This is a genomic window from Staphylococcus sp. GDY8P85P (genome assembly GCF_017892405.1).
In the GTDB taxonomy this organism is placed as follows: domain Bacteria; phylum Bacillota; class Bacilli; order Staphylococcales; family Staphylococcaceae; genus Staphylococcus; species Staphylococcus borealis.
This window is the reverse complement of sequence record NZ_JAESLA010000017.1, coordinates 134,934-159,057: the sequence shown is the minus strand read 5'-3', so window position 1 is coordinate 159,057 and position 24,124 is coordinate 134,934. Positions and strand designations below refer to the sequence as shown.

General features: G+C 35.4%; 19 protein-coding genes. 16 read left to right on the top strand and 3 right to left on the bottom strand.

Translation table 11 applies throughout. The features are described from left to right. Window positions 1-100: 100 nt before the first annotated feature. The 7 genes from aryK (at window position 101) to mbcS (ending at window position 9,087) form a co-directional block, all read left to right on the top strand. Entirely contained in the window at window positions 101-2,365 is a 2,265-nt protein-coding gene (gene aryK, locus KA828_RS04625; protein ID WP_210125523.1) for a transcriptional regulator AryK, read from the top strand. Window positions 2,366-2,511: 146 nt separating this feature from the next. After that, complete coding sequence (locus KA828_RS04620; protein WP_210125521.1) at window positions 2,512-3,687, top strand: M20 family metallopeptidase; 1,176 nt, start codon at window positions 2,512-2,514, stop codon at window positions 3,685-3,687. Between the two features lie 12 nt (window positions 3,688-3,699). Beyond that, a complete protein-coding gene (locus tag KA828_RS04615; protein WP_053028913.1) occupies window positions 3,700-5,085 on the top strand; it encodes an MFS transporter in 1,386 nt (461 codons plus the stop codon). 182 nt (window positions 5,086-5,267) lie between these two features. Then, on the top strand, window positions 5,268-6,449 hold the full coding sequence (locus tag KA828_RS04610; protein ID WP_053028912.1) for a M20 family metallopeptidase: 1,182 nt from the start codon (window positions 5,268-5,270) through the stop codon (window positions 6,447-6,449). A gap of 117 nt (window positions 6,450-6,566) precedes the next feature. Beyond that, window positions 6,567-6,779 carry a sterile alpha motif-like domain-containing protein gene (locus KA828_RS04605; protein ID WP_053028911.1) on the top strand — a complete coding sequence of 71 codons (213 nt, stop codon included), beginning with the start codon at window positions 6,567-6,569 and terminating at the stop codon, window positions 6,777-6,779. A 71-nt stretch (window positions 6,780-6,850) separates the two neighbouring features. Next, on the top strand, window positions 6,851-7,324 hold the full coding sequence (locus tag KA828_RS04600; protein WP_210125519.1) for an antibiotic biosynthesis monooxygenase family protein: 474 nt from the start codon (window positions 6,851-6,853) through the stop codon (window positions 7,322-7,324). A 167-nt stretch (window positions 7,325-7,491) separates the two neighbouring features. After that, the gene (gene mbcS / locus KA828_RS04595) at window positions 7,492-9,087 is read left to right on the top strand and encodes an acyl-CoA synthetase MbcS (protein ID WP_193838899.1); all 1,596 of its coding nucleotides are present in this window, start codon (window positions 7,492-7,494) and stop codon (window positions 9,085-9,087) included. Window positions 9,088-9,175: 88 nt separating this feature from the next. Here the strand turns inward: mbcS and KA828_RS04590 are convergent, their stop codons facing one another. Then, entirely contained in the window at window positions 9,176-9,946 is a 771-nt protein-coding gene (locus KA828_RS04590) for an SDR family NAD(P)-dependent oxidoreductase (protein ID WP_156304889.1), read from the bottom strand. Window positions 9,947-10,074: 128 nt separating this feature from the next. Here KA828_RS04590 and KA828_RS04585 point away from each other — a divergent pair, with 128 nt between their 5' ends. The 4 genes from KA828_RS04585 to lqo all read left to right on the top strand — a co-directional run bounded on the left by KA828_RS04585 (window position 10,075) and on the right by lqo (window position 16,464). Next, window positions 10,075-10,956, top strand: a complete 882-nt coding sequence (locus KA828_RS04585; RefSeq protein WP_210125517.1) for a LysR family transcriptional regulator — start codon at window positions 10,075-10,077, stop codon at window positions 10,954-10,956. A 207-nt stretch (window positions 10,957-11,163) separates the two neighbouring features. Continuing rightward, window positions 11,164-13,791, top strand: a complete 2,628-nt coding sequence (gene ppdK, locus KA828_RS04580) for a pyruvate, phosphate dikinase (protein ID WP_210125516.1) — start codon at window positions 11,164-11,166, stop codon at window positions 13,789-13,791. A gap of 1 nt (window position 13,792) precedes the next feature. Beyond that, on the top strand, window positions 13,793-14,629 hold the full coding sequence (locus tag KA828_RS04575) for a pyruvate, water dikinase regulatory protein (protein WP_210125515.1): 837 nt from the start codon (window positions 13,793-13,795) through the stop codon (window positions 14,627-14,629). 341 nt (window positions 14,630-14,970) lie between these two features. After that, the gene (gene lqo / locus KA828_RS04570; protein WP_070855240.1) at window positions 14,971-16,464 is read left to right on the top strand and encodes an L-lactate dehydrogenase (quinone); all 1,494 of its coding nucleotides are present in this window, start codon (window positions 14,971-14,973) and stop codon (window positions 16,462-16,464) included. A 54-nt stretch (window positions 16,465-16,518) separates the two neighbouring features. On the opposite strand, the gene KA828_RS04565 is transcribed toward lqo, so the two are convergent. Then, entirely contained in the window at window positions 16,519-17,223 is a 705-nt protein-coding gene (locus tag KA828_RS04565; RefSeq protein WP_053028904.1) for a GntR family transcriptional regulator, read from the bottom strand. A 178-nt stretch (window positions 17,224-17,401) separates the two neighbouring features. Here KA828_RS04565 and KA828_RS04560 point away from each other — a divergent pair, with 178 nt between their 5' ends. From KA828_RS04560 to KA828_RS04545, 5 genes are all read left to right on the top strand, one after another. Then, on the top strand, window positions 17,402-19,303 hold the full coding sequence (locus tag KA828_RS04560; protein WP_210125514.1) for a beta-glucoside-specific PTS transporter subunit IIABC: 1,902 nt from the start codon (window positions 17,402-17,404) through the stop codon (window positions 19,301-19,303). 38 nt (window positions 19,304-19,341) lie between these two features. Beyond that, window positions 19,342-20,781, top strand: a complete 1,440-nt coding sequence (locus KA828_RS04555; RefSeq protein WP_210125513.1) for a 6-phospho-beta-glucosidase — start codon at window positions 19,342-19,344, stop codon at window positions 20,779-20,781. A 173-nt stretch (window positions 20,782-20,954) separates the two neighbouring features. Next, entirely contained in the window at window positions 20,955-21,806 is an 852-nt protein-coding gene (locus KA828_RS04550) for a class I SAM-dependent methyltransferase (protein ID WP_210125512.1), read from the top strand. Between the two features lie 203 nt (window positions 21,807-22,009). Beyond that, entirely contained in the window at window positions 22,010-22,135 is a 126-nt protein-coding gene (locus KA828_RS13280) for a hypothetical protein (protein WP_267253928.1), read from the top strand. Window positions 22,136-22,293: 158 nt separating this feature from the next. Then, entirely contained in the window at window positions 22,294-22,872 is a 579-nt protein-coding gene (locus tag KA828_RS04545) for a PadR family transcriptional regulator (protein ID WP_210125511.1), read from the top strand. 330 nt (window positions 22,873-23,202) lie between these two features. Here the strand turns inward: KA828_RS04545 and KA828_RS04540 are convergent, their stop codons facing one another. After that, the gene (locus KA828_RS04540; RefSeq protein WP_011274776.1) at window positions 23,203-24,093 is read right to left on the bottom strand and encodes a fructose bisphosphate aldolase; all 891 of its coding nucleotides are present in this window, start codon (window positions 24,091-24,093) and stop codon (window positions 23,203-23,205) included. Between the last annotated feature and the right edge of the window lie 31 nt (window positions 24,094-24,124).

The following is a 24,124-nucleotide window of genomic DNA, read 5'->3' as shown; positions in this document are numbered from 1 at the left end:
ATCCGTTCGGTATCGCATCTCATGTTTTCAATCTTCATAGCCATTGAATTTTGATATGATAGTTAAGAAGAAGTGGTTTAGAAGGGTGGATGAAGACCTCTTGAATACAAATTATGAAATCACGTTCGACACGAAAAAAGAAGATGTCGCTTCTGATTACTTATCATTGAACTTAATATTAAAAGGCAATGTTACTTGTCAAAGTGAGAATCAAAATAGACAATATCACGTTGGCGATTTAATTTTAATTAATAGCTATCAAAATTTTTTGATTCTAGATGATACAGATGTTAGCTATATGTCACTCCGACTGTCAAATAAGTATTTCTCTCATTATATTGAAGATAAGAATATTTATTTTCACTTTGAAGAGGTATCTCAGAAAATACATAATGACATTAAAACGTTATTGGCTAAAATAGGCATTACCTATTTAAGAAAAGGAAAGTTTCATCAACTGCATATGGATCAAATGATGATTCAATTAATCGAGATGCTAGTGAAATTTATTCCGTATCAGTCAAGACAAGAAATGATACATGAGCAAAATAAAGATGACGTTTTTGCTAGTCTTGCCTCAGAATTTATTAATCAACATTATATGGAACATATCGGTTTAGATGATTTAGCAGACTATATCAATTTATCTAGTTCATATACGTCACGTTTATTCACAAAGAAATTAGGAACGTCGTTTAATAGTTATCTTAATAAAGTTAGAACGAGAAATGCTGAACATGATTTAAAATACACTGATATTTCAATTACCGATGTTGCTTTGGGAAATGGATTCTCCAATTCGACATCTTTAGCTAAAAACTTTAAATTATGGTATCACATGACGCCAAGTGACTATCGTAAGCAATATCATGTTGAAGATAGCCACCAATCGGATATCAAACCAATGAATAAGCAAAGTATCAGACGGTATATTCAATATTTATCGTCGTTTGTGAATAATCAAATGGATGTCGTCATTCAATCAGCAGAACCTCAAAAGGAAATTGACATCCAGTTAGATGACAGTCTTGGGCACTTAAATAAATATAACCATATCGTTCAAATAGGGAGTATTGTTAATTTGCGGGTACATCGCTATAGAGAACAGTTATTAGAAGTGAAAGACAGAATTGGATTAGATACGGTTCTTGTACAAGATTTAGTTAACGATAACGCTTGGAGAGAGCATGTTGTCACATCAGATGAAATTATTCCGCATAGCCATCAATATATGACGTTAGATGAATGTTTATTATTCCTAATGAATCATCAAATACATTTGAGTATTCGTCTGAGACCGCCACGTAGCGCTTCAGCATTTCAATCGTATTGTGCACATTGGATAGAGATTCTTAAACATTTTATAAATATGACCACACGCAGTAGTAGCATGCAACTATCAGTGATTATAGATGCCATTGCGTTGAAACAATATGTACAATTATATGATGTATTTAAACATTATATTTCTAACGTGAAATTTATTGTGCATGACCAAGACGTTAGTGATAATAAGAATAATTTGAAACAATTATTTAAAGATCACGCTGAAAAGGTGCATATGTTAGCGTTTGAAGCCAATCAGAATGACGTCGTTAATTTAGAAGTGTCTGAAGATATACAGTATCAATATGCGAAAAATCATATTAACGAGACAGTAGAAGCCTTACTCGAATGGCTTCCAGCCAATCATAAAGCGATTCCACTTATGTTGCTGAATTGGAATACTTTAACCGGCAATTCTAATTTGACAAATGGCGAGTATTTTAGAGCAGGTATTATATTTAAACAGTTATTAGATATCAATGAGAAAGTGTGCACAGTAGGCTACTGGTTAAACTATGAATTACATCAAAAGTATGGTGTCATGAATGAACACCGTCTAATGGGAATTGATTTATATCATCAATTTGATGGCAAGCGACCTGCATTCTTTACAAGTAATTTCTTTAGAATGTTGCAATCTCATGTGAGATTCCGCAATGAGGAATGTATGGTTGTGGGGGATGATACGCATCTTCAAATAGTTGTGTGGGATGCAGATCATTATAATCCATATTACACAATTTCAGAACAGCCTAATGTAATGGAGAAACGGAACTTTAAACTTGAAATTAAAGACCTTCAAAGTGGTCTATATAAAGTTAAACACTATACGTTAGATAAAGAGAATGGCGCGTTATATCGTGTATGGCAACAACATAATACAACGTATGGTGTGGACCAAGAAACGATTGATTACGTGAACCGTATTTCATACCCTAGATTAGATATTTCAGAAGTAGAAGTAGCGCAAACACTAACGTATCATTTAAAAGTAATGACGAACTCCATCCATATCATAGAAATAAATAAATACGTATAATTAGGAGAATGACAAAAATGTATCATTAATTTTTGTCATTCTCCTTTTTAAATTAAAAAATCAAACAATTTGGTGTCTAAGAGGACATAAATTAACTATTAAATTGAGAGATAAACGATACAATTATAGGTGAGGAGAGATGAATTATGAATAAACAATTAATTAACACTTTACAAGAAAAAGAAGCACGTATGATTGAAATAAGAAGATATTTACATGAACATCCTGAGTTATCATTCAAAGAAGAAGAAACACCAAAATATATCGCGGATTTCTACAAAGATAAAGATTGTGAAGTAGAAACGAATGTAGGGCCTAATGGTGTTAAAGTGACGATAGATAGTGGCAAACCTGGTAAAACGATTGCGATTCGAGCAGATTTTGATGCTTTACCAATTAAAGAAGCTACAGGTTTACCATTCGCATCAAAAAATGAAGGCGTGATGCACGCTTGTGGTCATGATGCGCACACAGCTTACATGTTAATTCTAGGTGAAACGTTAATAGAAATGAAAGATCAATTTAAAGGTAAAGTTATTATTATTCATCAACCAGCAGAAGAAATGCCTCCAGGTGGCGCACAAGGCATGATTGAAGATGGCGTACTTGATGGTGTAGATCACGTGTTAGGTGCGCATGTGATGAGTACGATGGAAGCCGGTAAAGTCTTCTATAGAGAAGGATTTGTTCAAACTGGACGTGCCTACTTCAAATTAAACGTACAAGGTTCAGGTGGTCATGGCTCTTCACCACATATGGCTAATGATGCGATTGTAGCAGGCGCTCAATTTGTTACGGAAGTACAAACGATTGTATCTCGACGATTAAGCCCATTTGAAACAGGCGTGATTACAATCGGTTCATTTGACGGCAAAGGTCAATTTAACGTGATTAAAGATGCAGTAGAACTTGAAGGTGATGTTAGAGCGTTAACTGATGACACACGTGACACAATTGAAAAAGAATTAAGACGCTTAGTTGAAGGTCTTGAAGCAACATTTGGCGTAACGTGTGATTTCGAATTTAAAAAAGATTATCCAGCATTATATAATGACCCTGAATTTACACAATATGTTGCACGAACAATTCAAGACGCGGATGCAGATGATATCAAAGGTATTGAAGTTTGTGAACCTCAACCACCATCAGAAGACTTCGCTTTCTATGCAGCAACATTACCAAGTACATTTATTTATTCAGGTGCTGCACCAAAAGATGGTAAAATTTATCCACATCACCACCCAAAATTTACAATTGATGAGTCATCAATGTTAGTAGCTGCAGAGGCAGTAGGGACAGTCGTGTTAGACTACTTAAGTTAAGGAGAGAGCATTATGGAAATGAGACAACAACAATTCACTGGAAATAATAAACTTTTATTAGGTATTGTACTTGGAGTAATTACATTTTGGTTATTTGCGCAATCACTACTTAACTTAGTACCAACCATACAACATTCATTTTCAAGCAGTATTGGTACAACGAGTATTGCGATAAGTATTACGGCATTATTTAGCGGGATGTTTGTCGTTGGTGCGGGTAGTTTCGCTGATAAATTAGGCCGAGTAAAAATGACATATATTGGCTTAGTATTGAGTATTATTGGGTCATTATTAATTATAGCGACACCATTTACTTCAATGTTAATTCTTGGACGTATCATTCAAGGGTTATCAGCGGCGGCGATTATGCCTTCTACCTTAGCGATTATTAAAACGTATTATCAAGGTTCAGATCGACAACGTGCGTTAAGTTTCTGGTCGATTGGTTCATGGGGTGGTTCAGGATTCGCTTCTCTATTTGGCGGTATGATTGAAACGGCAATTGGTTGGCGTTGGATTTATATTATTTCTATCATTGTAGCGATTGTAGCGATTCTTCTAATTAAAGGAACACCTGAAACAAAATCGAATCAAACAACAAATACAAGATTCGACTTTTTAGGTTTAACATTGTTTGTCATTATGATGTTAAGTATTAATGTGGTGATTACACAAAGCGCTAAATTAGGGTTATTCTCGCCAATCATTTTAGCGTTAATTGCAGTATTTATTATTTCAACGATTATCTTTGTACGTGTAGAAATGAAAATGCATCATCCATTAATTGATTTTAAATTATTTAATAATAAAGCGTATACAAGTGCTACAATTTCTAACTTTATGCTTAATGGTGTTGCTGGTACGTTAATCGTTGCGAACACATTTGTACAACAAGGTTTAGGTTTTTCAACATTCCATACAGGATTACTTTCAATTACGTATCTTATTACAGTATTATTGATGATTCGTGTTGGTGAAAAAATCCTTCAAAAAGTTGGTGCAAGAAAACCTATGTTACTAGGTACTGCACTCAATATGGTAGGTATATTGTTAATCTCATTTACATTCCTATCTTCACAAATGTATGTAGTCGTTTGTGTTATTGGTTATTTATTATATGGTTTAGGACTTGGTTTCTATGCGACACCTTCAACAGACACTGCCATTTCAAATTCTCCTGAAGATAAAGTAGGTGTAGCATCAGGTATTTATAAAATGGCATCTTCACTTGGTGGTGCGTTTGGTATCGCATTATCAGGTACGATTTATGGTATAGGTGCAGCCATGGTTAATATTAATTTTGGTGCCATGTTAGGATTGTGGTTGAACATTTTAATGGCAATCATTTCATTTATTGTCATACTCATAGGTGTTCCTAAACAACAATCTAAATCATAGAGTGATATTTAATGAAATAGAAGCGTATGCAAGAATTCTTTGGAATTTGCATATGCTTCTTTTTTTCGGGAAGAGAAGACCATACAGAGATGTGAAATTAAAAATGATTTAAGTTATAAGAAACCGTAGCGCAACATTGAAAATGGAGAAAGGCATATAATGAGAAAAAAGGAGTGGATAGAATGACGAAAGATTTAGTAAAACGTCTACAAGATAAAGAGGAAAAGATGATTGAAATACGTAGACACTTACATGAGCATCCAGAATTATCATTCCAAGAGTCAGAAACACCGAAATATATCGCAGAATTTTATAAAGATAAAGATTGTGAAGTAGAAACGAATGTTGGCCAGAATGGTGTAAAAGTGACAATCGATAGCGGCAAACCAGGAAAAACGATTGCGATTCGAGCAGATTTTGATGCTTTACCAATTCAAGAAGATACAGGCTTATCATTTGCGTCTAAAAATGACGGTGTCATGCATGCATGTGGACATGATGCGCATACAGCGTACATGTTAATCTTGGCCGAAACATTAATTGAAATGAAAGATCAATTAAATGGTAAAGTGATTGTGATCCATCAACCTGCTGAAGAAATGCCTCCAGGTGGCGCCAAAGGTATGATTGAAGATGGCGTGTTAGATGGTGTCGATCATGTACTTGGTACACATGTGATGACTAATATGGAACCTGGTAAAGTGTTCTACCGCCCTGAAAATGTGCAAACAGGTCGTTCATACTTTAAATTAACGATTCAAGGTGAAGGAGGTCATGGCTCATCACCACACACTGCCAATGATGCGATTGTTGCTGGTGCAAACTTTGTTACAACTGCGCAAACGATTGTTTCACGTCGACTCAACCCATTTGAAACAGGCGTTGTAACGATTGGTTCATTTGATGGTAAAGGTCAATTTAATGTGATTAAAGATAAAATTGAACTTGAAGGTGACGTTCGTGCGCTAACAGATGCTACACGTGATCGCATTGCTGAAGAATTACAACGCATGGTTGAAGGTCTTGAAGCCACATTCGGTGTTAAATGTGACTTTGAGTTCAGTAAAGATTACCCTGCACTCTATAATGACCCTGAATTTACGAATTATGTAGCAGAAACAATTAAAAATGCTGATTTAGATGACGTAAAAGGGGTAGAAGAATGTGAAGCACAACCCCCATCAGAAGATTTTGCATTTTATGCTAAAACCTTACCAAGTACATTTATTTACTCAGGTGCTGCGCCACAAGATGGTAAAGTGTACCCTCATCATCACCCTAAATTTAATATTGATGAGAAAAGTATGTTAGTCGCAGCAGAAGCTGTAGGTGCAGTTGTGTTAGATTATTTGACTTCTAAATAAATCCAATTTTATTTCACTTTAGCCAACAAAACTTCAAAAAGTGTTGGCTTTTCAGTACTAGTGTAATACTACGTATCATGATAGTATAAGCGTATATCTAAACACTGGGGTGAGATAATGAGTTTTTACGAGTTTATGCAAGGATTTATTGGTGACCAAACCCCTTTGGGAGAACTTGCACATTGGATTAGTCAAGATCAACATTTTCCTAAGTATGAGCGTATCTCTGATAATATACTTAGTTATTTTACGACAATTGCAACATTGGACCATGAATTTTTAGAAATCGTGAAGCGATCTATCTCGCTTTATGAACAAAGCCAATTATAATGACCGAATGAATATAGATATACAAATTAAATCGTAGCTCAATGCTAGTTTAGAAATGAAGGATAAGAATCATGATTTTAAAAGACAGTTATAAAACATATGTAGTAGAAGAAAAGGGCGACAACATTATCTCAATAAAGAAAAATAACGATGAACATCAATACGATGTATTAGAGGTAATTGATGATTTATCTAATGATTCTTTTTGTGTTTTAAATCATTTGTACGTCAATGAAGGTATGGGGGATGCATTTGAGAAGAAATTCTTAGAACGTCCTAAATATTTACAAAATGTACCAGGATTTAAGGCTTTAAGATTTTTACGTCCGCAAGTAGCAGGACGACACTATATTATTTTAACTTTATGGGAAGAACGTCAGGCATTTTATGATTGGCAAAATTCCAATGAATATAGTCAAACGCATAAACATAGAGGCACTGACAAAGGTGTTGATCGTGACATTGTAAATCGTGATTTATCATATAATGTGCGAATTGAGTTAGCAGGTTTAGAATCAAAATTAAATTTAAGCAATATTTTTTAATATAGATGTAAAGATTAAGCCATTTGTCGTCATTTTTCGGCATCTGTGCTTAATCTTTTTCTTTTATTAACGTAGGATTAAAACGTTTACATAAATGCTTTTGATTTCATCGGACTAAAGCGTTTGATAAGATAATAAATAAGGTCGAACTGAAAGGGAGTATAGTAATGGATAATTCAAGTTTATTGGCACCAGAGACTTACAATATTGTTTCTGAAATTGAGAAACATGCTTCTAATACATCTAAGAAAGCCCTCATTTATGAAAATGGGGTAGACGAACCAATTACAGTGACATATTCAGAACTAATCAAAAATGCAAATAAAGTAGGACATGTATTATTAAATCATGGACTTCAAAAAGGCGATAAAGTATTAATTATGATGCCACGCGCAATCATGACATATGAACTTTATCTTGCTGCTCTAAAATTAGGTATCGCGATTATACCTAGTTCGGAAATGTTAAGAACAAAAGACTTACAATACCGTATTACACATGGTGAAATTAAAGCCGTGATTGCCAAATCAGATTTCATCGAAGAATTTAAAGGTATTAAAGAGTATGACACATTAACAAAATTTATTGTTGATGGACATGAAGCGGGTTGGACAAGCATCGAAGACGAAAAAGCATCTCAAAGTGATGTACTTGATATAACGCGTACATCAAGAGACGATCTAGCAATTCTATCGTATACGTCTGGAACAACAGGTAATCCTAAAGCTGTTACACATTCTCATGGTTGGGGTTATGCACATATGAAAATGGCGCCAGAACACTGGTTATGCATTAGAGAAGATGACTTAGTGTGGGCAACTGCTGCGCCAGGTTGGCAAAAATGGGTTTGGAGTCCATTCTTATCCATTATGGGATCAGGTGCTACAGCATTTGTTTATAACGGTAAATTCAACCCTTCACGTTATCTTGAATTATTACAAGATTTTAAAATTAACGTCTTATGTTGTACGCCAACAGAATATCGTATGATGGCGAAATTGGATCATTTACAAGATTATAATTTAGACCACTTACATAGTGCAGTATCAGCAGGAGAACCATTAAATCGTGAAGTGGTAGAACAATTCCGCAATAACTTTGATTTAACAGTTCGTGATGGTTATGGTCAAACTGAAAGTACATTATTGATTGGTTTCTTGAAAGACACTACATCACGACCAGGGTCTATGGGGAAAGAAATTCCGGGCAGTCGTGTTACGATTGTTGATGATGAAGGCCAACAGGTGGAAACAAATGTTAAAGGTAATATTGCATTACCGCTTGATTTCCCAGGTTTATTTAAAGGCTATTATAAAGATGAAGAACGTACAAAAGCAGCTCAAGCAGGTGACTATTATATTACTGGGGATTTAGCACATATTGATGAAGATGGCTATTTCTGGTTTGAAGGTCGCCGAGATGATATTATCATTAGTTCAGGTTACACAATTGGACCATTTGAAGTTGAAGATGCTTTAACTAATCACCCAGCAGTAAAAGAGTGTGCTGTTGTTGCGAGTCCTCATGAAATTCGAGGTAATATCGTTAAAGCTTTCGTTATTTTACAAGATAACTATCAAGGCAATGATGAACTAATTAAAGAATTGCAAACCTTTGCGAAGAATGAAGTTGCACCGTATAAATATCCACGTGCAATTGAATTTGTAACGTCACTACCTAAAACAAATTCGGGTAAAATCCGTCGTGTTGAATTACGCGATGCAGAGCGTGAGAAATATAATAAAGCAAACGGCTTTAAATAATAGAATATTTAATGAATGAAAAGACACCTCATCAAATGACCGAATCATTTGATGAGGTGTATACATTTTGCGTTATAGGTCGTAATGATTATCTCGCTGTATAACCACCATCGACCGTTAATGCTGCGCCTGTAATAAAGCGTGCTTCGTCACTTGCTAAGAATAATACAGCATTTGCGACATCTATAGGTTCACCTAAATAGCCAATTGGATGACGTTCAGACATTTTAGCAGTATAAGCGTCTAAGCCACCTTCTGTTTCAGCTCCTAATTTCTTCACTAAAGGTGTTAAAATTGTACCTGGATGTACAGAGTTAACACGAATATGATCTTTACCAAAGCTGATGGCATCTTGACGTGTCATGTTTGTTACAGCACCTTTTGCTGCTGCATAAGGTGTTAATTCATCAGTACCAACTAATCCTAAAATAGATGAGAAGTTGACGATAGAACCGCCACCATTGTCACGTAATAAAGGCACCGCATGTTTTGTACAGAAGAATACGCCTTTTACATCAACAGCAAATACTTGATCCCATTCTTCCTCTGTGAGTTGGTCCGTCGTTTTATCTGCACCAGTAATACCAGCGCAATTAATAAGAATATCTAATTTACCAATGTCCTGTTTAATGTGTTTAAAGGTTGCTTCGACACTCGCTTCTTTAGAAACATCTAGAACATAACCATATACATGTTGATCTGTCGTTTTAGATAATGTGTCGACGGCTTGATTAACGATGTCTTCCTTAAGGTCTGAAATAATGACTGTTGCACCTTCTTCGGCGAAACGTTTAGCTGTTTCAAAGCCCATGCCACCACCAGAACCAGTAATTAAAGCAACTTTATTTTCTAATCTCATAATGATCCCCCTTTTTCAAAGCTGAAATAATTGCCATTACGATTTAATGGTAGCACCCGCAATAAATAATGTATAATTCATAATAATTATATTTTTATAACTTTAAGTTATGAAAAGAGGTGTAAGATATGGAAATGACTAAACTGAAATATTTTAAAGTTGTGGCTAAAATGAATAATATGACTGAAGCGGCTAAGCAATTAAATATTTCACAACCGGCCTTAAGTAAAGCGATAGCTTCAATTGAGGATGAATTAGGGGTAGCATTATTTGATCGAAAAGGACGACAAATCTATTTAAATCGTTATGGTGAATTAATGCTGAATTATGTGAATAGTGCAGTTAGGGAGCTTAATGAAGGTGAACGTATCATTAAAGAATTAATCGGTGTTGAAAGTGGTCAAGTTTCGTTTGCTATTACCTTTCCACATGTAATGCCATCGCTCATTCAAAGCTATGTGGCACTACATCCGAATATCAAGTTGAAACAGTATCAAGCTGTGTCTGAACGCGCTACACAATTAATATTAAATAATGGCGTGGATTTTGTAATATCGTCATCTAAAATTGAACATAAAGATGTGATTTGGGAACCTATCATTCAAGATGACATTTATTTAACAATTAGTAAAGATCATCCATTCGCTCAATATGACACTATTAATTTACAACAGATTAAAGACGAACGATTAATCGGTCAAATAGAAGGTTATGGTTTTAGGGATAGGATAGATTACATTTTAGAACAAGAAGGGATTGTTCCAAATTATCAAATCGAAGTTGAAGATTCGAGTGCAATTTTAAAATTAGTCGCGATGAATATTGGCGTTTCATTTACGCCTAAGCAAGCTTTAAGGGGACTTGATGAGCAAATTGTAGCGATACCCATTGATAATGCACGTTGTTACCGCATGATTGGTTTGGCATATAAAAAAGCTCATTATTTTACAGAAGTAGCGGCATCATTTAAGACATTTGTAACACATTATTTTCAAAATGATATCCAATAATCCATAACTATATAAATAGTATGACACAATTAAAACGTGTGAAATAGACATAAGGGTACGTATTCAAATGTCTATGTAACGCTTTAATTGTGTCTTTTTTATAAACCTTTAACATAAATATGATGTTTTTAATTGTATTTATATAGATTATATGTCATACTAAATATTAATTAGTATGACATAATAATCAATTGAGGTGACATTATAATGACTAAATATATTTATGCTTTTGATGAAGGACAAAAATCGATGAAGGATTTGCTCGGTGGTAAAGGTGCCAACCTTTCTGAAATGAAACGATTAGGTTTACCTGTACCTGATGGCTTTACGATTACGACTGCTGCTTGTATTGAGTATTTACGTCAAGGCAAATCATTATCAACAGAAGTGAAAACACAATTAATTGATCATCTTGCTGCATTTTCAGAGAGAACTGGTAAACGTTTCTCATCAGATGCCAATTTATTACTTGTGTCTGTGCGTAGTGGTGCTAAAATTTCGATGCCTGGTATGATGGATACCATTCTGAACTTAGGATTAAATGATGATAATGTTAAAAAATTAGCTGATAAAACAGGCGATGCACGCTTTGCATATGATTGCTATCGTCGTTTACTTCAAATGTTTGGTGAAGTGGTATACAACGTGCCAATGCAATCATTTGATACATACTTTGAGGATTATAAAGCACGTCATAACTTTGAGAATGATGCTGCCATTACAGCTGAAGGTTTACAAGAGATTTGTGAACGATTTAAAGAGATTTATGTCGAGGAAGTGTATAAACCATTCCCACAAGAACCTTTAAAACAATTAGAAGAAGCAATCGAAGCAGTCTTTAAGTCTTGGGATAATGATCGTGCGCGTATATACCGTGATTTAAATGACATTCCTCATGACATTGGTACAGCCGTAAATATTCAAGAAATGGTCTTCGGTAATAGTGGGGACAATAGTGGTACAGGTGTTGCCTTTACACGTAACCCGGTTAGCGGCGAAAATAAATTGTTTGGTGAGTACTTATTAAATGCGCAAGGTGAGGATGTTGTAGCCGGTATTCGTACACCTAAAGCTATTTCGACACTACATGACCAAATGCCTGATGTACATCAAGAATTTGTAGATGTAACAAAGCAACTGGAACAACATTATAAAGATATGCAAGACATCGAATTTACAATTGAAAATGGCAAACTTTATTTATTACAAACGCGTAATGGTAAACGTACGGCACGTGCAGCGATTAAAATTGCAGTAGATTTAGTCGCTGAAGGTGTGATTAAGAAAGAAGAAGCAATGTTAAATGTTGATGTGAAATCAATAGATCAATTATTACATCCTAATTTTGATGACAAAGCGTTAAAAGAAGCTACTGAGATTTCAAAAATTGGTTTACCTGCGAGTCCAGGTGCAGCGACAGGACAAATTGTATTTTCAGCTGAGGATGCGAAAGTGCAAGCAGCATTAGGACATAAAGTCATCTTAATGCGTCCTGAAACGTCTCCAGAAGATATTGAAGGTATGATTGCAAGTGAAGCAATTGTGACGACACATGGTGGTATGACATCTCATGCGGCTGTCGTTGCACGTGGTATGGGTAAATGTTGTGTGACAGGATGTTCAGATTTGGAAATTAATACAATGGCTAAAACGGTGTATTACGAAGGCGGAGAACTTCACGAAGGCGATACCATCTCTGTAGATGGTTCAAAAGGGGATATCTATATTGGTGAAATCAAAACAGTTAGTGCTGAGCATAGTGAAGAATTCAATCAATTTATGTCATGGTCCGAAGATATTGCACGACTAAATGTGCGCATGAATGCAGAAACACCGCAAGATATTAAAGCGGGTTATGAGTTCGGTTCGAAAGGTATTGGTTTAGTTAGAACTGAGCATATGTTCTTCGGAGCAGAGCGTTTAGTTGAAATGCGTCGCTTCATATTATCTTCATCCTATGAACAACGTGTTGAAGCGTTAAACAATATTCGAAAGTACCAAGTAGAAGATTTTGAAGCCATCTTTAGACTATCGGGTGAACGTCCGACGATTGTGCGTCTTCTAGATCCACCATTACATGAATTTTTACCTAATTCAGATGAAGATGTTGAACATGTAGCACAACAATTAAATATTCCTAAAGACGTGTTAAATAAACGTATTGTTGACTTACATGAAGTGAACCCAATGTTAGGACATCGTGGTTGTAGACTTGCAATCACGTATCCTGAATTATATGAAATGCAAGTTGAAGCCATCATGGGAAGCGTATTAAAACTTAAAAAAGAGGGTATAACATGTAAACCTGAAATCATGATTCCACTCGTCTCAACTGTAGAAGAATTTACTACACTTAAAGACAAACTTGTTGAGACGATTCATAAACTAGAGAAAGAACAAGGGGACAGCGTACCATATTTAATCGGTACGATGATTGAAACGCCGCGTGCATGTCTAATTGCAGATACGTTAGCGCAACATTGTGATTTCTTTAGCTTTGGTACAAACGATTTAACACAATTGACATATGGTTTCTCTAGAGATGATGCAGGTAAATTTATAAATGTGTATACTGAAAGTAATATATTGAAGCTTGACCCATTCCAAACGTTAGATAGAGATGGTGTCGGAAAATTGATTGAAATTGCAGTTGAACAAGCTAAGAAAATGAATCCTAACATTAAAATCGGTGTTTGTGGTGAATTAGGCGGAGATGCTAAGTCTATTCGTCGCTTCAATCAGCTAGCGATAGACTACGTGTCATGCTCACCATTCCGAGTTCCAGGTGCAATTTTAGCAACAGCTCAGAGTCAAGCGGAGGAAAGCGAGCAATAACGTGAAAGAAACGAATTCAAACGAACAAATGTTAAAGTTATTTATTGTATCAGATTCCATTGGTGAGACAGCGCAAAGAATGATTCATGCCACATTAACGCAGTTTCCAAATTTGCATAATGTAGAAATTAAGAAATTCCCATATATTAAGGATGAAGAGGAATTCTTAAATATTTTAAATTTGGCGCGTGAACAGCATGCGATTGTTGCAACAACATTAGTGAGTGAATCATTTAATGCACTGGGTCATGAATTTGCACGAGAGCATGATATTCCTTACGTCGACTATATGTCTGATTTAATTGGAATTATTGAAAAGACGACACATAGCCATCCGTTAATGGAAAGTGGCGCTTTACGTAAATTAAATGATGAATACTTCAAACGGATTGAAGCCATTGAATACTCAGTTAAATATGATGATGGCAAGCATTTTACTGATATTGGCGAAGCGGATGCACTCATTGTAGGTGTATCAAGAACTTCTAAGACGCCATTAAGTATGTATTTAGCTAATAAAGGCTACAAAATCGCTAATATACCATTGGTGCCAGAAATTGAAATACCTGATAACGTGTATAAGCAAAAGGGGCTAAAAGTGTTTGGCTTGACTGCAAGTCCACAATATATCGCCAATATTCGAAAGAATCGTGCTGAGACACTAGGCTTGTCTAGTGAATCTCGTTACAATAACTTAGAGCGCATCAAGAAAGAACTGATTTATGCTGAAGAAGTCTTTAAGAAATTGAATGCGACTGTCATTAATACAGAATATAAATCAATTGAAGAGTCAGCATTTTATATTGAAAAGTTCTTACAACCTAAAATGCAATCATAAGGCAAACTCAATTTATCAGTCTAGTTAGAATGATGGAAATTAAGGGGAGCAGGACAGAAATAAAATTTTCCGAAATTTGTTTCTGTTCCGCTCCCCTCCTCTCATCGTTTGAGTTGCTTAATGATGAGAAAAAACACTTAGTGTGCATTCATTCGATTTTGTATAAAAAAATATTTTTAATTAAGTTTCTCCAATTTACAATTTACCATATTTGTTTTAACATAGAAATGAAAGGCTTAACAATCTTAATATAAAAAGATATTACTTGATGGTTAGGGAGAAAGAGTAGTAAGTAATAGCTTTTTAGTTGTTAACTAATAAAATTGGAGAGGTGTACAACCATGGCAGAATCAAAAGATGTCATTTTAATTGGTGCTGGTGTCTTAAGTACAACATTTGGTTCTATGTTAAATGAGCTTGAGCCTAATTGGAATATCAAGCTTTACGAACGTATGGATCGACCAGGTCTTGAAAGTTCTAATGAACGCCACAATGCTGGTACTGGTCACGCTGCACTTTGTGAATTGAACTATACAGTTCAACAACCAGATGGTTCAATTGACATTGAAAAAGCAAAAGAAATCAACGAAGAATTTGAAATCTCAAAACAATTCTGGGGTCACTTAGTGAAATCAGGACATATTGAGAACCCTAGAGAATTTATTAATCCTCTTCCACACATTAGTTTTGTTAGAGGCGTTAATAATAAAGAATTCTTGAAAAAACGTTACGAAGCAATGAAACAATCTCCAATGTTCGATAACATTGAATATACTGAAGACATTGAAGTAATGAGAAAATGGATTCCATTAATGATGCAAGGTCGCGTTGATGACGGCAAAATGGCTGCTAGTAAAATCGATGAAGGTACTGACGTAAACTTCGGTGAATTAACTCGTAAAATGGCACGTCACTTAGAATTAGACGAGCATGTTGAAGTTAAATATAGTCATCAAGTGCTTGATTTTGAACGTTTATCTAATGGTAAATGGCAAGTTAAAATCAAAGACCTTAAATCTGGTAACGTATTTGAAGAAGTTACTGACTATGTATTTATTGGTGCCGGTGGTGCAGCAATTCCATTACTACAAAAAACAGGTATCCCTGAAAGTAAACATTTAGGTGGATTCCCAATTACTGGTCAATTCTTAGCATGTACAAATCCACAAGTGATTGAAGCACACGATGCGAAAGTATATGGTAAAGAACCACCAGGTACACCACCTATGACAGTACCTCACCTTGATGCACGTTACATCGAAGGTAAACGTACGTTATTATTTGGACCATTTGCTAATGTTGGACCTAAGTTCCTTAAAAATGGCTCAAACTTAGATTTATTCAAATCTATCAAACCATATAACATTACAACAATGTTAGCTGCTGCAGTTAAAAACTTACCGTTGATTAAATATTCATTTGATCAAATCATCATGACTAAAGAAGGTTGTATGAACCACTTACGTACATTCTACCCTGAAGCACGTGATGAAGATTGGGAATTATACACAGCAGGTAAACGTGTTCAAGTTATTAAAGATACTGAAAAAGAAGGTAAAGGATTTATCCAATTCGGTACAGAAGTGGTTAACTCTGAAGACCATTCAGTAATTGCTTTACTTGGTGAATCACCAGGGGCATCAACATCAGTATCTGTAGCTTTAGAAGTACTTGAAAAGAACTTCCCAGAACACATCGGTGAATGGAATGCTAAAATTTCAAAAATGATTCCTTCATATGGTAAATCATTAATCGAAGATGTTGAGTTAATGAGAAAAATACGTCGTCAAACGTCTAAAGACCTTGAATTAGGTTATTACGAAGACGCGAAATAAATAGAAGCTAATTAAAGCGTCTCCTGAGATTTTGAATCTCAGGAGACGCTTTTTTTAGCTTTCTATAGGAATAAAAAAGTTGGCATATTTGTAATGATAGACAATATTTGAATAATCGAAAGGTATGCCTTTAGTGGTATAAAAGGTCAAATCGTGACGCATACATGGATCATTTTGATTGAGATTTAAATGCTGTGCTTCCTGTTCAGAGAGAAAGTCGATATAAAAATAGATATCCGAGAAACCAATATTGATCTTAAGCTGAGACTGAAGGTAGTCGAATATTGAACGCTCTGCACTGGCAAGGTCAAGGTGCGTTACTAATGATTGATTGAAGTAGGAAGTTTCAATACATAGCGGGTTGTGGTCCAAATAGCGAATACGTTCAACATAATAAACGTTAGTATCTTCGTCAGTTAAGCGTAAATGTTCTCTCACTTCATCATTTGGCGTGATAGATTTAAAAGTTAAGACTTTACTTGTGACTTGATGGCCTTGTAGATTGTCTGAGAACCCTTTTGTTTTTAACAAGTTAATATAACCTGATTTGTTTTTGTTTCGGACATAAATACCACTACCTTGTGTTTGGTAAATCATGCCATCTTTTTGTAGCATGCCTAATGCTTTAATAATGGTACTTTTACTTACTTGATATTGAGATTTTAATTGTTCTACACTAGGAAGTTTATCGCCAACTTTATACTCGTTATTTGAAATAGCATTTGTAATTTCTTGTGCAATTCGTTCGTACTTTAACATCATTTTACTCCCTTTATTTGAAATTCAAATATAGTATAGCAAATTTTAATACCGATTTGTAAATTGTATCGGTATAATTAAGAATAAATCATTTACAAATTGTACCGGTATAATTATAATAAGTTGTGAAAGGGTTTGCATTTTGTAGAAGTTATTTAATTGATTGGGAGGTTGTGTCATGAGTGAAAAAGATAAACGGTTGGCGAGTGACATTCTTGAAGCAGTAGGTGGAGAGGATAATATCGTCAACTACACACATTGCGCAACGCGACTACGCATCGTTTTGAAACGATCTGTGCCAGACGCGAAGAAAAAAGTATCAGCACTTGATGGTGTGGTCACTGTTGTTGAAAATAACGGACAGTTTCAAGTCGTTATTGGTAATGCGGTCGCGAGTGTTTACAGAGAATTTGAGGGACTCGTTGGTGAAGAGAGTCAACACGCTTCTGACGACGATGTCGAAAAGGGAACGATTTTAAACCGAGTTATTGCAACAATGTCAGCAGTATTTGCGCCATTTATTTATATCTTGGCCGCAGCAGGTATTTTACAAGGGATTTTAATTATTACAAAGATCGTTGTTCCGACTTTTGAAAAGACGGGAACATATGAAGTTTTTAACTTTATTTCATGGTCTCCGTTTACATTTTTACCTATTTTTATAGCCATTACCGCATCTAAACATTTCAAAGTGAATACGTATATTGCAGTAGCTTGTTGTGCGGCTTTGGTTAGCCCGGACTTGGCAGGTATTGTCGAACGTATTGGAAGTGGCGAGACATTTACATTTGTTGGTATTCCATTAAGTGAAACCAGTTATACGTCATCTGTCTTACCGCCATTGCTTTTAGTATGGGTACTCTCATACGTTGAAAAATATTTAAATAAATATATTCATGAAGTTATACGACCATTGTTTGTACCATTCTTTAGTATTGTAATAATGGTGCCACTTACATTATTAATCATTGGACCATTAGCCTCTGGTGCTGCACATGGCATTGCACAGGGCTTTAACTGGTTAGTCGCAGTCGCACCATGGTTAGCAGGTTTATTGATTGGTGCATTCTGGCAAGTATTCGTTATTTTTGGGGTTCACTGGGGTGTAACACCTATGGTATTGGCAAACTTTGAACAATATAAGAGTGATGCTTTCTCAGCATTTCAAACGATTGCAGTTATCGCACAGTTTGGTGCTGTAATGGGTGTATTCCTTAAAACAAGAAATAAAGAGTTAAAGAAAGTGTCTTTATCAGCAGGTATTACGGGTATCTTTGGTATTACTGAGCCTTCAATGTATGGTGTTAACTTGCGATTTAAGAAACCATTTATTATCGCATGTATCAGTGGTGGTATCGGTGCCTTAGTTGCTAGTTTCTTTAACCCTAAATATTATGCCTATGCTGGTCTTCCAGGTCCAATCACAATTGTAAATGGTTATAATGTACAGAATCCAACATCTATATGGGGTATTATCATTGGTTCAATCATTGCCATTGTGTTACCTATTATTCTAATTCAATTCCTTGGGTACGGTGAAGATGTGACTGAGAAAGTGGAAGGTGTTGAAGTTGATGAAGGTCACGACGTTAACAATGACACAACAATAGCGAACGAACAGCTTGAAAGCGATGTTTATGCACCATTAAATGGTTTGATTGTACCTTTATCTGAAGTTGATGACCCTATATTCTCTCAAGGAATGATGGGTAAAGGCGTTGCAATTCAACCGGAAAGTCATGAGATTAAAGCACCTATTGATGGCACGATCAGCATGGTAGCAGTTAGTAAACATGCTATAGGTATTACATCATCAAATGGCGTTGAACTTCTAGTGCACGTAGGCTTAGATACAGTTAAGTTAAATGGTAAAGGTTTCTATTTACTTGTTTCTGAAAATGAAAGAGTGAAAGCAGGACAACCTATATTGAAATTTGATGCAAGTTACATTAAAGAACAAGGCTATGACATGATTACACCTATATTAATCACAAATAGTGATGAATTTGAAGATGTTATTATAGCCGATACGCAAAATGTAAAAGTAAAAGATAAGATTATGACAGTTGTTAAGAAATAAAAACGTATGAATAACAATTTGGAAAAGGAGTTTTAAATATGTCTAAATTACCAAATGATTTTTTATGGGGTGGCGCATTAGCGGCCAATCAATTCGAAGGTGGTTATGATCAAGGTGGTAAAGGATTAAGTGTGATTGATGTGATGACAGCTGGCGCACACGGTAAAGCACGTGAAATCACACAAGATGTAGAGCCAGGCAAATACTATCCCAATCATGTAGGTATTGACTTCTATAATCGTTATAAAGACGATGTGAAAATGTTTAGTGAGATGGGTTTGAAGTGCTTAAGAACGTCAATTGCATGGACAAGAATATTCCCACAAGGGGACGAAGTTGAGCCGAATGAAGAAGGTTTACAATTCTATGATGACTTATTTGATGAATTATTGAAATATAACATTCAACCTGTGATTACACTTTCACATTTTGAAATGCCATTACATTTAGCGCGTGAATATGGTGGTTTCAGAAATCGTAAAGTGGCAGACTTCTTTGCGCATTTTGCGGAAACGGTATTTAAACGTTACAAAGATAAAGTGAAATATTGGATGACATTTAACGAAATAAACAACCAAATGGACATCAATAACCCAATCTTCTTATGGACGAATTCTGGTGTTTCATTATCAGATGACGATAATAAAGAGGAAGTATTGTATCAAGTGGCGCATAATGAATTAATCGCGAGTGCCAAAGCGGTTAAAATTGGTAAAGCAATCAATCCTGACTTTGAAATCGGGGCGATGATTTCACACGTGCCAATTTATCCTTATAGCTGTAATCCAGAAGATATTATGGAAGCAGAAGTGGCAAGCCGTATGCGTTTCTTCTTCCCAGATGTACATGTTCGTGGTTATTACCCAGGTTATGCGACGAAGATGTTTGAACGTGAAGGCTTCGACATTGGTTGGCAAGAGGGTGATGACGTTATTTTACGTGAGGGTACGGTGGATTACATTGGATTCAGTTATTATATGTCTACAGTTGTAAAACATGATAATGAATCAAGTGTAGAAGATAATGTTGTTAATGGTGGTTTACCAAACTCAGTTGATAATCCTTATATTAAGAAGAGTGATTGGGGTTGGGCGATTGACCCAGTCGGTTTACGTTACACATTAAATGCCCTATATAACCGTTACCAAATCCCATTATTTATTGTTGAAAATGGCTTTGGCGCTGTAGATGAATTTGATGAAAATGGACAAATCCATGATGATTATCGAATTGAATATTTACGTGAACATATTAAGGCTGCTATCGATGCAGTAGATAAAGATGGTGTAGACTTAATGGGTTATACACCATGGGGTATTATTGATATTGTTTCATTTACAACTGGTGAAATGAAAAAACGCTACGGCTTAATTCACGTCGATCGTGATAATGAAGGTCATGGTTCATTAGAACGTACGAAGAAAGACTCGTTTGATTGGTATCGTAAAGTAATCGAATCAAACGGAGAAACATTATAACATTTAAGATGTATTATTGAGAATAGAATAATAATAAGCTTTCAATTACTCTAGCGTGTTGTCTTTATACTATAGAGTGATTGAGAGCTTTTTTAATATAAAGCGAATCAGTTTATTGATTATATGTGAAGGAGTAAGATGAGACTATAACTATCAGACAAGGGAGTTTCTTTATGCGGAAAGATATATTTAGTAATCAATATTGGGAGAAAGCGTGGGAAGACGACCCTAATACACAAGATAAAAGAATGAAACGTGCAGGTTTAGGAGATCCATCTGCACCTGGCTTTGAAAAGTGGGCACAACATTTTAATAAGCAGTCATTTACTCAAGAAAGCCAACAACGAACGAAACGTATTATGGATTGGATTGAAAGACAAACAGGTGCATTTAACAATTTGAGTATATTAGATGTCGGTGCAGCCTCTGGTGTCTTTAGTGTGCCATTCGCTAAAGAAGGCGCAACCGTTACAGCGTTAGAGCCATCACCTATATTACATGAGATGTTACAGGAAAATGCCCACCATTATGGTGTAACGCTAGAAACCATTCATCAATCGTTTGAAGATGCTCGAAAGGAAGAATTAGGACATCATGATTTAGTATTTGCGTCTATGTGCCCGGCAGTGACGACATGGGAAGCGGTTAATAAAGCTATTGATATCGCTCAGAAATATGTCTATGTTAGTTTAATTGCTGGTCCTAAAGAGAATTCAATTGTTGATGAAGTTGTGGCATTTCTAGGGGAAACAAGTCAAGCTATGACAGCAGATATGTATTACTTATTGCAGTTATTATATGTCAATGATTACACGTATGAGACGTTAATCGAACGACATACACAACATAATGATAAAACGCTGGATGATGTTATGCAGCAACTACCTCAATGGTTAAAAGAAGTTGAAGTGGAACTAGATGAACAACAACTGGCGAGTGTGAAACGCTATTTACAAGATCAATATGGTGATACGATACCTGTCATTACTGGTGGTAAATTTGGTAAAGTATTAATTCATGTTTAGAGCGGTGTATAAAATGGCGTACTATATCGTAAAATTTGAACACACGGATTTAAAAAGATGGAAAAAGTATGTTATTCCACACGTTTTATATTTAAATAGTTGATTAAGCAAGGGCATCTAATCATTTCTAGTCCAACTGTTGCTGACCGCAAAGATGTGAAAGAAGCTTATTTAAAATTAAAGTTAAAAATCGTGACATGTTAATGTCGTTACTTGAGAAAGATTCTTTTTGGTATCAAGACTTAGTTTCTCATTTTACAATTGAAGCGTGGAAACCATTATTCGGTAGTTTAGAACATCTTGAGAAAGAAGCGTTTGAAGATAATTAATCCCTTTGAATACTATTCTGACAGTCTTTGTTGGAATAGTATTTATTTTTATTTAAATTATTTCGATATATCGCTTTACATATAACGATATATCGTTTATTATATCGATATATCGAAAAGATAATCCAATAATAATTAAAGTAAAGGTGATTTCAATGATGTTTAGAAGACATATGCAAGATATGAGACAAGGCATGGATCGTTTCGAGCAATTTGGTGGAAGTAAAGGACCGCAAGGATTTGAAGGGTTTGGTGGCTTCGGACGCCGTGGTGGTGGCCGAGATAGATTTTTCAAAAAAGGCAATCTACAATTTATTATTTTACAAATGCTAGAAGAAGAATCACGTCACGGTTATCAAATCATTAAAGATTTAGAAGAACGTTTCAAAGGATTCTATTCACCAAGTCCTGGTTCAGTTTATCCTATTTTACAAATGTTAGAAGATAGAGACTTTGTATCAATTGCTAAAGAAGGCAATAAAAAAATCTACACTATTACAGATGAAGGTAAAACATTCTTAAAAGAGAATGTCGACCAAGATGCATTTACAAAACGTTTAGAACAATTTAAAAATGTAGATTTTGAACAAATGAAAGCATCTCGTGAACAATTACAAGAATTATTCCACGGATTTATGAAAGCAAGTCAAAGTGCATTACAAGATGAGAAAAAACAACAAGAATTAAATGCTTTTATTGAAGAAACAAAACAAAAATTGGAACAATTCTACAAATAATAGATATTAAAAAAGCCGGCTGGTCGAAATAACCAGTCGGCTTTGAATCATTCGAGTGAAGTTATAGAGAACTTCACCGGAGTGATGAGAGGGCTACAGTGAGCAGGTTTTTCGGCAGAAACACTCAAAGCTCGACAAAACTTGAAGAACAGTTTTGCTCACTTTTCGATTCTGCTCAAAACCTAAGCGCTCACTTTCGCACCTAGTGATAAACGGGCTACGAAAAGCAGGTCGTTCGACAATAATACGCTAATCGCTAAAATCAAAGAACGATTTTTGCTCATAGCTCGTTATTGCTCGCGACCTAAACGCTTTTCTTCGCACCTAGTTTTAGTTTTTGTTTACTGATGCGTCGTAGATTGAATCTACTGCGTCGCCTAATGCTTTATCGAATTCTTCTTGTGATTGGCTAGCGCGTAAGTCACTTGCTAATGCACGTGAGAAGCTTGCGATTAATTCATCGTTGTCTTTCAATAATTTGTTTGCTTCGTCTCTGCTGTAACCACCTGATAATACAACCACGCGTACAACATTTGGATGATCTGCTAATTCTTTGTATAAGTTAGCTTTAGTTGGGATAGTTAATTTTAACATCACTAATTGATCATCATTTAAAGCGTCTAAGCCTTTTTTAAGTTCAGCTTTTAATACTTCTTCGATTTCAGCTTTGTCTTTAGCGTTAATGTTAACTTCAGGTTCAATAATTGGTACTAAACCTTTAGCAATAATTTTTTTAGCGAATTCAAATTGTTGTTCAACAACGTCTTTAATACCTTGTTCGTTTAATTCTAAGATATTAGAACGCATTTTAGTACCGAAGATGTGACGTTCAACCGCACGGTCTAATGTATCGTCTAAATCATCGATAGGTTTCATTAATTGAACACCATTTTGTTGCTCAGCTAAACCTTTGTCGACTTTTAAGAAAGGAACAACACCTTTGTCAGCTAAGTAGTCGCCAGTGTATTTGCCTTCAACTTCACGATCCATTGTTTGTTCGAAAAGGATAGCACCTAAAATTTTGTCTGGAGAGAATGAAGGTGAAGTTACAACTCTAGTACGCATATCGTGTACAAGTTGGAACATTTCGTCATCATTACTATATTCGTCCTCGTTTACACCATATTCTTTTAATGCTTTAGGAGTACTACCGCCACTTTGGTCTAATGCTGCGATAAAACCTTTCCCATTTGTCATTTTTTCTAATTGTTCTTTATTCATTACTCTTTCCACTCCTTTAATTAACTTTCAT

Coding starts and splice junctions, on each gene's coding strand:
- KA828_RS04620 (WP_210125521.1), top strand. CDS start 2,512: ATGAATAAACAATTAATTAACACTTTACAAGAAAAAGAAGCACGTATG.
- KA828_RS04615 (WP_053028913.1), top strand. CDS start 3,700: ATGGAAATGAGACAACAACAATTCACTGGAAATAATAAACTTTTATTA.
- KA828_RS04610 (WP_053028912.1), top strand. CDS start 5,268: ATGACGAAAGATTTAGTAAAACGTCTACAAGATAAAGAGGAAAAGATG.
- KA828_RS04605 (WP_053028911.1), top strand. CDS start 6,567: ATGAGTTTTTACGAGTTTATGCAAGGATTTATTGGTGACCAAACCCCT.
- KA828_RS04600 (WP_210125519.1), top strand. CDS start 6,851: ATGATTTTAAAAGACAGTTATAAAACATATGTAGTAGAAGAAAAGGGC.
- mbcS (WP_193838899.1), top strand. CDS start 7,492: ATGGATAATTCAAGTTTATTGGCACCAGAGACTTACAATATTGTTTCT.
- KA828_RS04590 (WP_156304889.1), bottom strand. CDS start 9,946: ATGAGATTAGAAAATAAAGTTGCTTTAATTACTGGTTCTGGTGGTGGC.
- KA828_RS04585 (WP_210125517.1), top strand. CDS start 10,075: ATGGAAATGACTAAACTGAAATATTTTAAAGTTGTGGCTAAAATGAAT.
- ppdK (WP_210125516.1), top strand. CDS start 11,164: ATGACTAAATATATTTATGCTTTTGATGAAGGACAAAAATCGATGAAG.
- lqo (WP_070855240.1), top strand. CDS start 14,971: ATGGCAGAATCAAAAGATGTCATTTTAATTGGTGCTGGTGTCTTAAGT.
- KA828_RS04565 (WP_053028904.1), bottom strand. CDS start 17,223: ATGTTAAAGTACGAACGAATTGCACAAGAAATTACAAATGCTATTTCA.
- KA828_RS04560 (WP_210125514.1), top strand. CDS start 17,402: ATGAGTGAAAAAGATAAACGGTTGGCGAGTGACATTCTTGAAGCAGTA.
- KA828_RS04555 (WP_210125513.1), top strand. CDS start 19,342: ATGTCTAAATTACCAAATGATTTTTTATGGGGTGGCGCATTAGCGGCC.
- KA828_RS04550 (WP_210125512.1), top strand. CDS start 20,955: ATGCGGAAAGATATATTTAGTAATCAATATTGGGAGAAAGCGTGGGAA.
- KA828_RS13280 (WP_267253928.1), top strand. CDS start 22,010: ATGTCGTTACTTGAGAAAGATTCTTTTTGGTATCAAGACTTAGTTTCT.
- KA828_RS04545 (WP_210125511.1), top strand. CDS start 22,294: ATGTTTAGAAGACATATGCAAGATATGAGACAAGGCATGGATCGTTTC.
- KA828_RS04540 (WP_011274776.1), bottom strand. CDS start 24,093: ATGAATAAAGAACAATTAGAAAAAATGACAAATGGGAAAGGTTTTATC.